Annotated in this window: 14 protein-coding genes; 8 read left to right on the top strand and 6 right to left on the bottom strand. The window is 70.7% G+C overall.

Features of this window, described 5'->3' with window-relative positions; genetic code table 11:
• The first annotated feature begins 28 nt into the window (after nucleotides 1-28).
• Together OV427_RS28085 and OV427_RS28080 are read left to right on the top strand one after the other, a co-directional pair.
• A complete protein-coding gene (locus tag OV427_RS28085; RefSeq protein WP_267859261.1) occupies nucleotides 29-457 on the top strand; it encodes a DoxX family protein in 429 nt (142 codons plus the stop codon).
• A 144-nt stretch (nucleotides 458-601) separates the two neighbouring features.
• Nucleotides 602-979, top strand: a complete 378-nt coding sequence (locus OV427_RS28080) for a DUF3565 domain-containing protein (protein ID WP_267859260.1) — start codon at nucleotides 602-604, stop codon at nucleotides 977-979.
• Between the two features lie 77 nt (nucleotides 980-1,056).
• Here OV427_RS28080 and OV427_RS28075 read toward each other — a convergent pair whose 3' ends face one another.
• Complete coding sequence (locus OV427_RS28075) at nucleotides 1,057-1,833, bottom strand: phytanoyl-CoA dioxygenase family protein (RefSeq protein ID WP_267859259.1); 777 nt, start codon at nucleotides 1,831-1,833, stop codon at nucleotides 1,057-1,059.
• Nucleotides 1,834-2,073: 240 nt separating this feature from the next.
• On the opposite strand from OV427_RS28075, the gene OV427_RS28070 reads away from it, so the two are divergent.
• Nucleotides 2,074-2,838, top strand: coding sequence for a zinc-dependent metalloprotease (locus OV427_RS28070; RefSeq protein WP_267859258.1), 765 nt, complete (start codon nucleotides 2,074-2,076; stop codon nucleotides 2,836-2,838).
• A gap of 63 nt (nucleotides 2,839-2,901) precedes the next feature.
• Here the strand turns inward: OV427_RS28070 and OV427_RS28065 are convergent, their stop codons facing one another.
• Nucleotides 2,902-5,706, bottom strand: a complete 2,805-nt coding sequence (locus tag OV427_RS28065; protein WP_267859257.1) for a serine/threonine-protein kinase — start codon at nucleotides 5,704-5,706, stop codon at nucleotides 2,902-2,904.
• A 188-nt stretch (nucleotides 5,707-5,894) separates the two neighbouring features.
• Here OV427_RS28065 and OV427_RS28060 point away from each other — a divergent pair, with 188 nt between their 5' ends.
• A complete protein-coding gene (locus tag OV427_RS28060) occupies nucleotides 5,895-6,884 on the top strand; it encodes a hypothetical protein (protein ID WP_267859256.1) in 990 nt (329 codons plus the stop codon).
• A gap of 148 nt (nucleotides 6,885-7,032) precedes the next feature.
• Here OV427_RS28060 and OV427_RS28055 read toward each other — a convergent pair whose 3' ends face one another.
• From OV427_RS28055 to hprK, 3 genes are all read right to left on the bottom strand, one after another.
• The gene (locus OV427_RS28055; RefSeq protein ID WP_267859255.1) at nucleotides 7,033-7,644 is read right to left on the bottom strand and encodes a hypothetical protein; all 612 of its coding nucleotides are present in this window, start codon (nucleotides 7,642-7,644) and stop codon (nucleotides 7,033-7,035) included.
• 106 nt (nucleotides 7,645-7,750) lie between these two features.
• Nucleotides 7,751-8,614: an RNase adapter RapZ gene (gene rapZ / locus OV427_RS28050; RefSeq protein ID WP_267859254.1), complete on the bottom strand. Its 864-nt coding sequence runs from the start codon at nucleotides 8,612-8,614 to the stop codon at nucleotides 7,751-7,753.
• Nucleotides 8,611-9,576, bottom strand: coding sequence for an HPr(Ser) kinase/phosphatase (gene hprK, locus OV427_RS28045; protein WP_267859253.1), 966 nt, complete (start codon nucleotides 9,574-9,576; stop codon nucleotides 8,611-8,613). The genes rapZ and hprK overlap by 4 nt, the downstream gene beginning before the upstream one ends.
• 50 nt (nucleotides 9,577-9,626) lie before the next feature.
• On the opposite strand from hprK, the gene OV427_RS28040 reads away from it, so the two are divergent.
• From OV427_RS28040 to OV427_RS28030, 3 genes are all read left to right on the top strand, one after another.
• Nucleotides 9,627-11,129 carry a hypothetical protein gene (locus OV427_RS28040; RefSeq protein ID WP_267859252.1) on the top strand — a complete coding sequence of 501 codons (1,503 nt, stop codon included), beginning with the start codon at nucleotides 9,627-9,629 and terminating at the stop codon, nucleotides 11,127-11,129.
• A 60-nt stretch (nucleotides 11,130-11,189) separates the two neighbouring features.
• On the top strand, nucleotides 11,190-11,534 hold the full coding sequence (locus OV427_RS28035) for a histidine triad nucleotide-binding protein (protein ID WP_267859251.1): 345 nt from the start codon (nucleotides 11,190-11,192) through the stop codon (nucleotides 11,532-11,534).
• A 122-nt stretch (nucleotides 11,535-11,656) separates the two neighbouring features.
• On the top strand, nucleotides 11,657-12,424 hold the full coding sequence (locus tag OV427_RS28030) for a YoaK family protein (RefSeq protein ID WP_267859250.1): 768 nt from the start codon (nucleotides 11,657-11,659) through the stop codon (nucleotides 12,422-12,424).
• A 2-nt stretch (nucleotides 12,425-12,426) separates the two neighbouring features.
• Here OV427_RS28030 and OV427_RS28025 read toward each other — a convergent pair whose 3' ends face one another.
• Nucleotides 12,427-14,664: a ferrichrome ABC transporter permease gene (locus OV427_RS28025; protein WP_267859249.1), complete on the bottom strand. Its 2,238-nt coding sequence runs from the start codon at nucleotides 14,662-14,664 to the stop codon at nucleotides 12,427-12,429.
• Between the two features lie 149 nt (nucleotides 14,665-14,813).
• On the opposite strand from OV427_RS28025, the gene OV427_RS28020 reads away from it, so the two are divergent.
• Nucleotides 14,814-15,299 carry a hypothetical protein gene (locus OV427_RS28020; protein ID WP_267859248.1) on the top strand — a complete coding sequence of 162 codons (486 nt, stop codon included), beginning with the start codon at nucleotides 14,814-14,816 and terminating at the stop codon, nucleotides 15,297-15,299.
• Nucleotides 15,300-15,304: the final 5 nt, after the last annotated feature.

Genomic DNA, 15,304 nt, shown 5'->3' with positions numbered 1-15,304 from the left:
GCGCTGCTGCAAATCCCCGGAGGTTGCGATGGATGGCCGGCTGAATCAGTCGTGGTGGGCCCTGAAGCTTGCATTCGGCCTGGTGCCGATTGTCGCGGGGCTCGACAAGTTCTTCAATCTGCTGACGGACTGGACGCAATACCTGAGCCCCTGGCTTGCCGGGATGGTTCCCGCCACGGCCTTCATGCAGGCGGTGGGCGTCATCGAAATCGTGGCGGGACTCCTGGTCCTCTCGAAGCTGACACGCCTCGGCGCCTATGTCGTCGCGGCCTGGCTGCTGGGCATCGCGGTGAACCTGCTCACCACCGGGCACTTCCTCGACGTCGCGGCGCGAGACGTGGTGATGGCCGTGGGCGCCTTCACGCTCGCCCGCCTGTCCGAGGTACGAGCCGCCGCGCCCGAAACCGAGGCTCGCCGGACCGGGGCCCTGCGTCCCGCTCAGGGGCACGCCAGTTGAAACGCGGCCGCCCCGACCCAGGCGTCGGGGCGGCCTTTCGCCCACCAGTCGGTGGCTCATGCACATGTAGCGCGGAGCATGCATGGGACGGGCAGGTCCATGGCGGGGCTATTGTTTCGCCCGCCTCCGGAGACACAGGGACCGATGAAGCAGAAAATCACAGGCTTCCACCGCGACCCGGAAGACCACTGGGTTGCCGACCTCGAGTGTGGACACCGGCAGCACATGCGCCATGACCCGCCCTGGATGGTGCGCCCCTGGGTCCTCACGGAGGAGGGGCGGAGCAGCCGTCTGGGTGTCGAGCTCGATTGCAATCGCTGTGACGAGGCAGGGCGTGCGGTCGCCGAGGCAGTACGCGAAGCACTGAGGACGGCGGCCCGACAGGCCTATGAGGAAGGGGGCCTGAGCGGTCTCTGCGCCGAGGGCCGGTGGGAGCTTGCCCTGGACGCGCTCGGTGCAACCGACCTGCTCCCAGTCATCCGACGCGCGCTCGCCCCCGAGCGCGGGGACGACGCCCTCTGAGGACCCCGAACGAATCGCTCATGTCGCTTCGGCGCCTGTTCGAGCAGCACCGGGCTGCGACTCCACCCTGGCTCTTCTCAGCGCCCCAGCGCGAGCCGGGTGGCACGCTCCACGGGTGAGCCGGCACCGTCCTCGCGGTGGAGCTGAAAGGGCTGCTTCGGGAACAGGGGCGGCTGGGCCATGAACTTCGGCCGGGTTCCCCGGTGGGGCTGCGCGGCGTGCACCAGGAAGGGGTGGCAAAGGTAGACGGTGCCTGCCTCTCCCGTGGCGAAGGCGAGCGGGCACCCGTCCGTGGCGTCCAGCTTCTTCGCCAGCTCCATGAACGACAGGCCCGCTTCACCCTCCGGCTCGAGCAGCCGGGCCACCTGCCGGTGTGAGCCCACGCGGATGCGCGTGGGGGCGTCATCCTCGCCCACGTCAGAGAAGAGGAAGAGCATCAGCAGCGCGCGGCCCCGCGAGGCCACGTTCACGCGCCAGTCGAAGAACGACGAGGGGTCCGCTCCCGGGAAGCTGGCGTCCACATGCCAGCCGTCATCGCCGGGTACTTCATTGCTCGGGAAGCGCACCGGGAACGAGCCGAGGCTCATCCGGGGCAGCCAGCATCCGGGACCGACGAGCCTGTCGAACGCGGCATGCAGCCGGGGCGAGTTCGCCGCGAGCCGGAAGGGCTCCTGTGCATATTCGCCCAGCCGGACGACGGGACGGGTCCACGTCGCCGGGTCGTCCGGTGCACAGCCCGTGTCGCGCCAGAGGATGTCGCGGGCCTCCGCCGCCAGCGCGGACGAGAAGGCCCCATCGACACGAATGAAGCCGTCCTCGACGAATCGTTCGACCTGCGCGGTTGAAAGCTCCACCCGCTGATCCTACTTGCGCCGCTGGTGCTCCGCGCGCGGGCTCCTTCGCCACCTTCGAGGGCTTCGCCACACCGAAGCAGGACCAGGAATTTCCATTCTTACCGACTAAGTCTCTATAATTGAGATTTCTTAATTTGTTGGATTTTACAGATACAATGTTTTAAAACACCCACAGTCCTCCTCGCGGGTCCCGTGAGGGTGCGAGGGAAGGACCCACCCAGACATGGAGAGGCCACACACATGTTCATGAAAACGGCAGTCCTCGTGGTGAGCTGCGGCGCGATGCTGATGGGCTGCGGTGCCGAGCCGCAGAGCGAGAACGAGGAGATCGTCTCCAACCTGGTCGAGGCGGGCTTCCCGGCGAACGACATCGCGGTCGTCGACGGTGCCGTGTACGTGGGCAACGACGCGCACGTCACCCTCGAGTCATCCCGCGAGATGCTCCAGACCCCGGGTAACGAGGAGCAGTACAGCACGAACAATCTCGTCGGCACCGGCGTGACGAAGATCTGCATCAATCCCACCGCCGATTTCAACAGCTACACCCGGCTCAGCGAGGGGCTCGACCTGGCCATCGAGAACTACAACAGCCAGGGCCTCCGCATCACCTTCCAGCGTGGCGGCACGGGCTGCACCGCGAACATCGCCGCGAAGACCACGTCGGGTGTCGGCGGCTCTTCGGGCTTCCCCAAGGGCGGCAAGCCCTACGGGACCATCAACATCGGCACCGGGCTGCAGAGCTACAGCGTCGACGTGAACGAGCACGTCATCACCCACGAGATTGGCCACACCATCGGCTTCCGCCACTCGGACTACTACGACCGCAGCATCAGCTGCGGCGGCGCCGCCAGCAACGAGGGCGCGTCCAACATCGGCGCCAACCACATCCCCGGGACGCCGACCACGGCCACGACGGGCGGGTCGGTCATGAACTCCTGCTTCCGGTCGAACGAGAGCGGCGAGTGGAGCAGCTCCGACCGCACCGCGCTGAACTACCTCTACTGAGCGCTGGCCCGACACCCCACGGCTCCATCCTGGACTCCGTGGGGTGTGTTCCTCGCGATGCCCCTACTTGCGCCGCTTCCGCTCCGCGCGCGCGGGCTTCTTCGCCGCCTTCGAGGGCTTCTCCTTGTCCTCAGGCGGCAGTGACTCCAGCCACGTCCGCACCGCCTCCGCGCGAAGCTCCCGGCCAGAGGCCTTGAAGTGGTCCCCGGCCCGCGTCGCCTCGGTCCGCGCCTCGCCAGGCTGGCCCTCCTTGTAGAGCGCCTGCGCCAGCGCGAAGCCGGACTCACCCAGCGAGTCCTCCTGGGCGCTGGCGAAGGTCACCGCCTGGCGCAGCGGCTCCACCGCGTCGCGCGTGCGGCCCAGCCCCAGCAGCGCCTGCCCGACGCCGTCGTAGGAGTAGTGCAGCTCCTCATCACCCGGCTCCAGGTGCTGGCGCTTCACCGCCAGCGCCTCCTGGTAGTCCTTCAGCGCCTCCTCGTAGCGCTTCAGCCCGAGCAGGCTCATCCCCTCCTCGTCGAGCGCCTCCGCCACCTTCAGGTGGTCCTTGCCGAGCAGCTCGCGGTGGATGGCCACCGACGCCTTCGCGTGCTCCAGCGCCTTCGTGAAGTCCCCCTGCTCGCGCAGCGCCATGGACAGCGCCTGATGCCGCCGCGCCACGTCCAGGTGCCGGGGCCCCACCGCCGCCTCCGTCTGATGCAGCGCCTCCTCCAGCACCTTCGCGGCCTCCGGGTATGCGCCCGACTCCAGCAGCGTGCGGCCCAGCGTGAAGGTGACTCGCGCCCGCTTGGGGTGGCCCGGCTCCAGCGTCTTCGCCAGCAGCGCGGACGCCTCCTGCAACTGCGCGCGCGCCTCCTCGGGCTTGTCCTGCATCAGCGAGAGGTTGGCTCCATTCACGAGCAAATCGCTCTCCAGCACCGCGTCGCCCCCGAGCCGCTGGAGCGTCGCCTTCCCCAGCCGCGCCCACCGGATGGCGTGGTCGAAGCGCTCCCGCTCGCCCTCCACGAAGAGCAGCTTGTTGAGGACGGAGACCTCCAGCCGGTCCGCCCGCCCCGCCTCCGCGTCGAAGACGGCCTGCTCCAGCAGGCCCGCGCCCTGCTCCTTCTGTCCCTGCAACGACTGGAGCCATCCAAGGTGGAAGCGCAGCTCCGCCATCAGCGGCAGGTACCCCGTGGCCACCACCAACGGCTCCAGCACGCGCGCCTTCTCCAGCGCCTGGGGCTGACGGCTCGTGTCCAGCAGCGCCTTCACCTCCGACAGCCGGCCCTCCAGCGCATCCAGCTCCGCGCGCTTCGTCGGGTCCGCCGGGCGCGCCTGCTGCTCGCTGAGCGCCTCCACGTCCGCGCAGTCCTGTGGCGACGGCAGCGCGTACGCCGCGTCCAGCGCCTTCTCCACGCCGGGCTTCTCCACGCTCGCCAGCGCGCCCACCAGCGCCCGCAAATCCTTGTGCCGCCGCTCCAGGCACACCACGCGCTGGGACAGCAGCGCCTCCGTCTGCACCGCGTGCACGCGCGTGGCTTCACACGCCTCGGTGTGCTGCCGCGCCCAGGCGCTCGCATACGCGTCCAGCACGCCGCCCACGCGCGTCGCCATGTCCGCCGCCATGGGGCTGCCCGTGGCCTGGAAGGCCGCCGTCACGCGCTGCCGCGCCTCGGGGCCCCAGGCGTCCGCGAGCAGTCCTTCCGCGCCCGCGCACACGCGCGACTGCCACCACGCCACCCCGCCCACCGCGGCCACCAGCGCCGCCGCCGCCACCGCGCCGCCGCCCAGCCTGCGCCGCCGCGCCAGGTGCTGCTCCTGCGACAGCGCCTCCAGCAACCCGCCCATGGAGGCGAAGCGGCCGTCCGCCTCCAGCGCCAGCCCGCGCATCACCGCGCGCCGCACCCACGCGGGCACCTTCGCGTCGCGCGGCGGCTCCTGGATGAGGTCCGGTGGCAACACCTGACGCGCCAGCGCCGCCTCCCCCGCCGCGAGCCGCCGGGCCTTCGACTTCGCGGCCCGCGAGAGCTGGTCCGGGTCGAACGGGCGCGTCCCGTACAGCGCGCGGTACAGCGCCGCACAGAAGCTGAACTGGTCCGAGCGCGCGTCCACCGCGTCGCCCCGGAACTGCTCGGGCGACATGAAGGGCGGCGTGCCCAGCACCACGCCCGCCTGGGTGAGCGGCTCGAACAGCCGCCCCGAGCCCTCGGACACGGGCGACGGCAGCTCCGCTGGCCCGTCCTCGCGCCCGGGGTTTCCCACCGGCCGCGCCAGCCCGAAGTCGGTGACGAAGACGCGGCCGTCACGGCCCACCAGCACGTTGGTGGGCTTGAAGTCGCGGTGCACCAGGCCCGCCGCATGCGCGGCCTCCAGCCCCCGGCCCGCGGACAGGTACGTCTGCAGCGTCTCGCGCCAGGAGCGCGGCTTCGCCTGCTGCCAGTCGCGCAGCGTGCCGCCCTCCACCAACTCCATGGTGACGAAGACCTGCTCGTCCCACTCGCCCACGTCGAAGACGGGGATGACGTTGGGATGGGAGACGCGCGCCATGGCCTGCGCCTCGCGCAGCAGGCGCGTGCGCCCAGCCTCCAGGTCCGTGTCCGCGCTCGTCACGCGCAACAGCTTGAGCGCCACCTTCCGGTCCAGGTCCGGGTCATAGGCCGCGTACACCACGCCCATGCCGCCCTGCCCCAGCACCTTCAGCGGGATGAAGCGCCCCACGCGCGCGCCCAGCGAGCGCACCCGCGCCGGCGGTAGCGCCCCGTCGCGCCCTGTATCCGGCCGCGATATCGGCGCCACGCTGCGCGGCGGGGCCGCACCGTCGTCCGAAGTCACCTTCGTCGACAGCTCCGGTCCGGTTCCAGGCTCCGCGCCCGTGTCATCTCGGTCCACCATGGGGCCAGTCTAGCGGTGAAGTCAGGGTGTGCCTGCTTCCGCCCCCTACATGTGTCAGGTCTGCCCGCAAACGTGCGATTTCCCACGCACCGGGTCCGGAGGCTCACTCTCAGTCCGGCTTTATTCGGCAACTTGCGAATTCCGGGGCAGATAATGAGGCAGGCGTAGAGCGTCTGGGAGGGTTCGCCATGGGCGTCAACTTCAACATCTTCACTGCCCGCAGCCGGGAGGTGGCCACCGTTCAGGGCCCCATCCAGCCCCAGGAGCCCACCGTCGTCGAGCGGGAGCGCCCGGGACGGACCGTGCAGGTGGCCCGGCGGGTCCAGGACACCTTCGAGGCGGCGCCCGTGAAGCGGGATGACCTGCCCAAGCTCTTCGTTCCGGACGCGCCGGGCGCGAAGGAGCTCCCCCGCATGGAGGACCCGGACGCGGCCCCGGTGAACGAGGCCGCCGAGGCCCAGGCCGAGAAGGGCTGGGAGACGAACGAAGACGCCGTGGCCCAGCAGACGGAGACGGGCTGCGGCGAGGCGAGCCTGGCCTACCTGAACAAGGCGAGCCGCAAGGACGAGCCGCACCGCTCGGCGGACCAGGAGCTCAAGGAGGTCCGCGCCAAGGCCTCGGAAATCAACCAGCCGAAGACCACCGAGAAGAAGGTGGACGTCAACCTGAAGGACGGCGCCACGGCGGAGGAGATGGGCGTGGTGCTCGGGGAGATGGGCATCGACGTCACCGAGGGCTTCGAGAAGTACGACGCCAACGCCATCAGTGCCGCCCTGAAGCGGGGCGAGTTCGGCCTGGCCCTGGTGGACTCCAACGCCATCCTCAACTCCGCCCTGCCCGCCCACAAGCAGCGCAAGGAGCCCGGCGAGCTGCACTGGGTGACCATCGACGGGTTCAACAGCGGCAGGAACAAGAAGGACGCCTCGGACGACAAGTACCGCGTGAAGGACCCCGTCAACGGCGAGTACTGGGTGAAGGCGAAGGACCTGGAGAAGGCCATCGAGCAGGGCCGGCAGAGCCACGGCGGCGGCGGCGTGCTCGCGGTGGAGAAGCGCAAGGACGTGGACACGCGCGAGCAGCGCGAGTCGCTCGCCGAGAGCAACCGCCACCGCACGCATGGCCTGGGCAAGGGCAACGGACGCGGCAGCCGGCGCCTCAGCGTGGGCGAGTCCAGCTAGCGTCGCGACCGCCGCTCCCGTTTCTTCCGGCCCCCCCTCCTCCATGGAGCGCGGGGGCTTCTCGTTTCAGCCGCACATCGGCGGGGGGTACGAGCGCTGGCTCCACGGGGCCCAGGACGCGCGTCCCGAGCCCCGCGGGCCACTTGCCTCAGTAGGCGACGTACGTGGGCGCCGTCGTGCTGGTGAAGAAGTCGAGGTAGGTGGCCACGTAGTTGCTGCCACTGCCCGTCTCCCCCTGCAGGGGGCCCGTCTTGGTGCCACCCACCGTCAGCGTGGTGCCGTTGCTGGAGATGGCCACGTTGCAGCCGTTGACGTTGCCCGCGCCGAACATCACCACGATGTCCGACTCGCGCACCACCGTCATCGTGGCCGGGTCGTAGTTGCGCACGCGGCACTGGATGTTGCCGCTGGGGCTCGGCGAGCCCCGGTAGGAGTAGCCGGTGGCCACGCCCAGGTTGTTCGCCGCCAGCGAGATGGGCGGGTTGGTGTACGACGTGCCAATCACGATGCTGGACGCCGCATAGGGGCACGACGCCGAAGCCGCCCGCCGCAGGTAGATGTTGTAGTAGGGCGGCGACAGCGGCACGTTGAACTTGTCGATGCTGAACGTGCAGCCATTGGACGTGCCGGTGAGCAGCGTGCCCTCGTACGTCCCAATGGGCTCGGACCCGTCGGACGGCTGCTGAGCCTCCTCCGGCCCTCCACAGGCGGACAGGGCAACGGCGGCACAAACCCAGACAGCGCGCTTGAGCAGATGCATGCAAGGAACTCCGGTTGCGGGGAGTTCCAGACTCTAGGTGAGGCCCCGTTCAAAACCAAACAGGACCTCGCCCGGGATTGCGAAGGTAGGAATTGACCCGCCGCGGCTACTCTTTCTCGATGTCGCGGTCCCAGAGCTGGACGCGGGTGTTGGCGTCCTGGAGGCGCCGCGTCAATTCAGCTGCAATCGCCACCGAGCGGTGTTTGCCACCGGTACACCCGAGCGCCACGGTGAGGTAGGCCTTCCCCTCCTTCTGGTAGCGGGGGAAGAGGAAGCGGCAGAGGTCCACCACCTTGTCGAGGAACTGCTGCGTCTCCTCGCGGTCCAGCACGTAGGCGGACACCTTGGGGACCTTGCCCGTCAGTCCCTTCAGCTCCGGGACGAAGTACGGGTTGGGCAGGAAGCGCACATCCAGGACGAGGTCCGCCTGCGGCGGTACGCCGTACCGGTAGCCGAAGGACATGATGGACAGGCTGGGCCCCGCCGCAGGCTCCGGGCTGAAGCGCGCCTGCACCATGCGCTTCAAGTCGTGCACGTTCAGCGCGGACGAGTCGATGACCTGGTCCGCCAGCTCGCGGAGGTCTCTCAGCGCCTCGCGCTCGGCCTTGATGCCCTCGGCGACGGTGCCGTTGGGGGCCAGCGGGTGACGGCGGCGCGTCTCGCTGAAGCGGCGGATGAGGCTGTCATCGCTGGAGTCCAGGAAGAGCACCTCCACCTGGTGTCCGGCGCGGCGGACCTCGGCCAGCATGCGGGGGGCGTCCTTGAGGAAGACGCCCTCGCGCACGTCTATCACCAGGGCCATGCGCTCGAAGTGGCCGCCGCCCGCCAGCTCCGTGAGCTTGGGCAAGAGCAGCACCGGCAGGTTGTCGATGCAGAAGAAGCCCGCATCCTCCAGCGCCCGGATGGCCGTGGACTTTCCAGAGCCCGACATGCCGGTGATGACGACAATCTGCTTAGAGGGGGCGGTCACTCGACCTCTTCTCCCAGGGTGCGGCGCATCGCCCCTTCGGCGATGGCCCGGTTGAGCCGCTCGGCGAACTCCCGCGCGGAGTGGTGGCCCTGCAGCTTCAACAATTGGTTGCGCGCGGCCACTTCGATGATGGTTGCCATGTTCCGGCCCGGACGGACCGGCACCACGGACAGCGGGATGTCGACGCCGACAATCTGCAGGTGTTTGTCGTCCACTCCCAAACGGTCGTACTCCTGATGCGGGTCCCACTCCTGCAACTCGATGACCAATTCAATCTTCTTCTGCTCGCGGACGGCGGCAACCCCGAACAAATCTTTGATGTTGATGATGCCCAGGCCGCGAATCTCCATGTGGTGCTTGATGACGGGGTTGCCAGCTCCGTAGACGGCCCCCTTGCGGCGGGTGACGTCGACGATGTCGTCCGCCACCAGCCGGTGGGCACGCATCACCAAATCGAGGGCAATCTCGCTCTTGCCGATGCCGCTCTTGCCGAGCAGGAGGATGCCCACGCCGAAGACGTCCATGAGCACACCGTGGAGGCTGCTGGACTCGGTGAGGGCCTCTTCCAGGAAGGTCTGCACGCGCATGATGAAGTCGCTGGAGAGCAGCGGCGTCTTCATCAGGGCGAGGCCCGCCTTCTCACACGCGGCGACGAGCGCGTCCGGAATCTCCAGTTCCTTGGTCACCACCACGCAGGCCAGGTCCTCCTCGCCGAAGAGCTTGGCGAGCGACTCGTGCTGCTTGTCCTCCGGCAGCGTGCGCAGGTAGGAAATCTCCGTGTTGCCGAAGACCTGGACGCGGCGGGGGTGGAGGTGCTCGGTGAAGCCCGCCAGCGCCAGGCCCGGCTTCTGGATGCGCGACGAGTCGACGGTGCGCGACAGGCCGCCCGAGCCGGCGACCAGCGTCAGCCGCAGGTCGTAGTCGCGGTCCTCCAGCAGCTGGGAAATGCGGATGGATTTCATCGTCAGGACGTGGATATCACCGGAGCGCCCTTTTGAGGTGTCCGCTGACCGTGCCCCCCGCCCAGCCACCCACTCCCACCTCCAGCGCCTCCTCCGAAGCCTCCCCTGGAGCCCCCTCGGACGCCCTCTCCGAGCGCCATCTCGGCCGGGCCCTGCTCGTGGGCGTCCTCGCCGTGGGCGCTGCCTTCCGGATTCATTGGGCCCTCAACGATGACGGGCTGTACTGGCCGGACGAGGTGTACCAGAGCCTGGAGCCAGCGCACCGGCTCGTCTACGGGTACGGCCTGGTGGCCTGGGAGTTCGTCGAGGGTGCGCGCAACTGGGTGCTGCCCGGGCTGGTGGCGGGAGTGCTGGGGCTCGCCCGGCTGCTCGGCGTGACGACGCCGGGCGCGTACCTGGGCGTCATCAAGGGCTTCTTCGGCCTCGTGGGGGTGGCGACCGCCTGGGGGAGCTGGCGGCTGGCGCGCTCCCAGGGCGCGTCGGAATTGGCGGCGGCGGCGGGCACGTCCCTCTTCGCGCTGGCGGCGGTGCCCCTGTACTTCGCGCCCCGGGCGCTGAGCGAGAATGCCTCCGCGCTGCCGGTGGTGCTGGGGCTGGCGCTGGCCCTGCCGAAGGCGAGCACGCGGCGGGCGGTGCTGGCCGGGGCGTGCCTGCTGGGCGTGGCGGTGCTGCTGCGGCTGCAGAACGGCATCTTCTGCGTGGGGCTGCTGGGCGTGCTCGCGGCGCAGCGGCGGTGGCGCGCGGCGGGCGAGTCGCTGGCGGTGCTCGCCGGGTGGGCCTTCGCCTATGGGCTCCTGGACAGGCTCACCTGGGGCCGCTGGTTCCACTCGGCGCTGGTGTACCTGGACTTCAACATCCTGCGGAATGGCGCGGCCGGCTGGGGCACGGCGCCCTTCAGCTACTACGGCCGCGTCCTCTTCCAGGGCATGCCGGCGGTGACGCTGCTCACGGGCGCGCTGGTGCTGCTGGCCGCGCGCCGGGCGCCGGGCCTGCTGGCCGTCACCGCCGTCTTCTTCCTGCTGCACGCGCTCCAGCCGCACAAGGAGCTGCGCTTCCTGGTGCCCGTGCTGCCGCTGTTCGCCGCGCTCGCGGGCGTGGGGCTCGACACGGTGCTCACGGGACTGGGCTCCCGGCTGGCGAGCGGGGCGGCGTTGGGCGTGGTGGTGGTGGCCGCGGTGTCCGGCGTGCGCGCGGGGCGGCTGACCTTTGGCGACGTGGGGCAGTACGAGGACTCGCGGCCGAAGGTGAGCGCCTGGGACGACGCGGGGGACGTCAACCGGTTGCTGTTGGCGGCCAGCGGGCTGAGCGAGGTGTGCGGGCTGAAAATCGAGGCGGCGCACCTGGCGTGGACGGGCGGCTACAGCTACTTCCACCGGCCGGTGCCGCTGTACCCGCACAACGGGCCGACGCGGGGCTCGGGCCTCTTCAGCCACGTCATCACCCCGGCCCAGTACGCCCCGGGCGAGGTGGTGGCCCGCTCCGGGCCGCTGGTGCTGGCGCGCCTGCGCGAGGGCTGCGCGCCGGACCCGGGCTACTCGTGGCGGCTTCCGTGAGCCAACGGAAGCACGTCGAGACCATTCCCCCGGGGCCCGCGCGTTGCTAAGCCGCGAGTCATGTCCGACTGCCTCTTCTGCAAAATCCGAGACGGCCTCATCCCCGCCCGGGTCGTCTACCGCGACGAGATGTGCCTGGCCTTCGAGGACATCAATCCCCAGGCCCCCACGCACGTGCTGTTCGTCCCCCTGAAGCACATCGCCACGGTGAATGACATCACCCCGGAAGACCGTGAGACGGTGGGCCACCTGCTCACCGCCGCCGCCAAGGTGGCCCGTGAGCGCGGCCACGCCGACAACGGCTACCGGGTGGTGATGAACACCCAGCGCGACGCGGGGCAGACGGTGTTCCACATCCACCTGCACCTGCTGGCGGGCCGGCCCCTGCTGTGGCCGCCGGGCTGAGCGCTCCCGTCCGGGAGGGCCCCTGCCCCGCCGGGCAGCCGGGCGCGGTGGGGGGATACCCGTGCCCTGCGGGGCCTCGGGCCCGTGTTAGCGTTCGAAAGCCTCCGGGGTCCTTGCGCCGTATGCCTTTCAGTCCCCAATCACCGCCGAGCAACCGGCGTGCGTACACGCTGCTCGCCCTGCTGCTCTCGGGCGTGGCGGGCGCGGTGAATGCCACGGGCTTCGTGGCGCTCGGCATGCACACGTCCCACATGTCCGGGAACATGGCCACGCTGGGCGAGTCGCTCGCCACGGGCAACTGGCACGGAGCGGAGCTGGCGGGACAACTGCTGCTGTCCTTCCTGCTGGGGGCGGTGGCCGCGACGGCGCTGCTGGAGGCCTCGCGGCACCGTGCGCGCGGCCGTCACGCCGCGCCGCTGCTGCTCGAGGTGTGCCTGCTGGGCGGCATCGGCGTCTGGCTTTCCTCCGTGCCCGGCACGCGCGAGCCCACCGTCATGTGGGGCCTGGCCTTCGCCATGGGCCTGCAGAACGCGCTCGTCACCCGCGTGTCCGGCGCGGTGGTGCGCACCACGCACATGACGGGCGTCATCACCGACATCGGAATTCAATTGGTGCAGATGGTGACGTGGGTGCGCGAGGGCGCGCGGGGCCAGGGCGCGCGGGGGCTGCTGCGCCAGGTGCGCGAGCTGCCCACCGCCATCCAGTTCGAGCGCACCCGGCTGCACCTGGGCCTGGGCGTGGCCTTCCTCTTCGGCTGCACCAGCGGGCCGATGCTCTTCATCCAGTACGGCGCGGCCACCCTGGGGCTGCCGTGCGCGGTGTTGCTGCTGCTGGTGGTGCTGGACTGGAGTCCCGCCGCGGCGCGGCCTTTGCCCGCGCCGCGCGCCTAGCGTCACTCCGGCTCGGGCTGGGACACGGAGGGCGGGCCCGTCGCGCCGGAGGACGGCTCCACGTCCATGACGCTCGGCGCGGCAACCGGCTTGCGAAGCACCCGCAGCACGCTGCTCTGCTCGTCCGTCCACGTGAAGTCCGGCTCGCCGCGCAGGCCCAGTCGGCGCACCCGCGCTTCGGCCTGGACGAAGGTGGGGCCCCAGGAGAACTCGCGGTCCGGGCTCATCAGCATCCAGTTGCTGCGCAGCGCGGCGCCTTTCGTCTCGTGGAACACGAAGGTGGCCCGCAGGCCCAGCGCCCGTGCGTGCGCCAGCGTCAGGGGCAGCAGGTCCAGGTGCACGTTGCTGATGTGCAGCGCGAGCACGCCGTGCGGCGCGAGGTGCCGGACGTAGAGCGCCACCGCCTCCTGGGTGAGCAGGTGCACCGGGACGGAGTCCGAGGAGAAGGTGTCCAGCACGAGCACGTCGAAGCGCTGGGGCTCGCCGCGCTCCAGCTCCTGCTCCAGGGAGATGCGCGCGTCGCCCTCCACCATCTCCACCTTCCCGGGGGTGTCGCTCAGGTAGGTGAAGTAGCCGCCCTCGCCCTCCGCCAGCGAGATGACCACCGGGTTGATTTCGTAGAAGCGCATGACGTCCCCCGCTTCGAGGAGCGCCGCGCTCGTGCCAATGCCCAGCCCCAGCATGCCCACGCGCAGGCCCGGGGGCAGGCCCACCGCCTCGCGCAGCCGGCGCTGCTCGGTGATGGCGAGCCCCAGGCCGGACTCGCGCGTGAAGTAGGTGGTCGGAATGGAGCGGCGCTCGGGGGCGACGAACTGCCAGCCGTGGGTGATGGAGCCGTGGCGCAGGCTGAAGAAGTGCGCCTCCGGGTCATCGAGGTTCTGCTCCATCACCCGCACCACGCCGAAGAAGTTGCGGGCGCTGAAGCGGGCACGGCCCTGCTCACGGACCATGGTGTAGACGAGGTTGCCCGCGACGATGAGCAGCATGGCGCCGCGCAACATGCGCCGCAGGCGCAGGCTCCGCGACTCCGCCGGGGGCTGGCTCGCCATGCCCGCGAGCGCCAGCAGGAAGCAGGCGACGAGCACCAGCGGGAACTCCCAGTAGTTGCGGAAGATGGCCGGGGCAACGACGCTGACGAAGAGGCCGCCGAGCACCCCGCCCGCGGAGACCCACAGGTAGAAGGCGCTCAGGTGCCTGGGCGCGGGACGCAGCCGGTACAGCTCGCCGTGGCACACCATGCAGCCGGCGAAGAGGGCCGTCGCATACGAGGCGAGCTGCACCGCGAGCGGGGCGTGCGGCCCCGCCGTCTGCACGTGCGCGATGCCCGCCCCCGAGCCGATGAGCAGCACCGTGCAGAGCGCGCGCGAGTAGAAGGACTCGCGCGCGAAGGCGAGGATGAAGGTGACGAGGTAGAGGGCCAGCGGCAGCACCCAGAGGAAGGGGCCGGCGGCCACGTCCTGGGAGAGCTGGTTCGTCGTCGCGAGCAGCAGCACCGACGCGCACGTGCTCAGCCCCAGCCACGTCAGCGTGCGGCGAATACCGGGGCGGGACTCCTCGTGGCTCGCACCGCCCTCGTCCGGCCGAGCGGGTGCTTCCGCCGGTGCGGGGCTGGCATCTGCCTGGCCCGCGTCCGCGCGGCGCAGCACGTCCACGGCGCACACCGCGCACGCCACCGCGAAGACGACGAAGCCCGCGCCCCAGCCCCACGCCTGCGCGCCGCGCCCCACCCACGGCTCCACCAGGAAGGGATAGCCGAGCAGCGCCAGCAACGAGCCCACGTTGGACAGCGCGTACAGCGGATAGGGCGAGCGGCCCGGCCGCGCGAGGGCGAACCATGACTGCAGCAGCGGCCCGGTGGTGCTCAGCACGAAGAAGGGCAGGCCGATGGTGGCCGCCAGCATCACCACCAGCCGCAGCACGGGAAGGTCCGTGTCCGAGGGGCGCCATCCGGGCCCCGGTGCCACCGGGGAGCCCTCCCACAGCGCCCGAGCGCCCAGCACCGCCACCGCCACCGCGAGCAGTCCCAGGTGCACCCGCGCCTGCGTGCGCGGGGCCAGCCGCGACGCCAGTCCATGCGCGTACGCGTAGCCTCCCAGCAGTGCCGCCTGGAAGAAGAGCATGCACGCCGTCCACACGCCGGGCGTGCCGCCGTACCACGGTAGCGCGTAGCGCCCCGCGAGCGGCTGCACCCCGAACAACAGGAAGGCGCTGGTGAAGATGGCCAGGGCGTAGCGGAGCATGGGGGACCCCCAGGGTTTCCCGCCTTCCGGCCTCTTGTCAAAACCACGACATCCCGGTTCGCCGGGCGGACTGCCGGCCCCCCGGTGGACTCCGTGCCCGGAGCCGCACTCCGCGTCCCTAGCTTTGTCGAAAGCCAGGGAGCGACGACATGAGGCAAGGCGCGAGGCGATGGGTGGTGGGCCTGCTCGCGGGCGGTGTGCTCGCGGCGGCCGGATGCAGGGGGGGCGAGAGGAACCGGGAGGGGCGTGCCTTCGAGACGCCCCAGCAGGACGCGGCCCGGCCGCTCGGCACCTCGAACGAGCATCCAGCCACGAGCAACCAGGCGCCCGCCTCCGGGCAGCTTGCCCGGGACATGCGGCTGGGTGGCGTCACCGCGGGCCCCAACACCCCCCTTCTGGGAGAGTCCGCGGGAGGCCTGCCCCAGACAGTCGTGGCCGGGCTGGGGACCAACCTGGCCGATGCCTACCGGGTCAGCCCTCCCGGGGGTGAGCCGGCCACGGGTGGCTCCGGCAAGGAGGGCGGCCCCGCCGCTCCGGGAGGCGCGACGGCGGGCCCGGCGAACCCGGGGAAGGGGGCCGGCGGCGCGGGCTCCGCGGGCGGTGGCCAGCAGGACGGAGCGAAGGGCCGCAAGTAGGGCGC

The sequence above is a fragment of the Pyxidicoccus sp. MSG2 genome (assembly GCF_026626705.1).
Classification (GTDB): Bacteria; Myxococcota; Myxococcia; order Myxococcales; family Myxococcaceae; genus Myxococcus.
The sequence above is the reverse complement of the archived record's forward strand: the minus strand, read 5'-3'. Positions and strand labels throughout refer to the sequence as shown.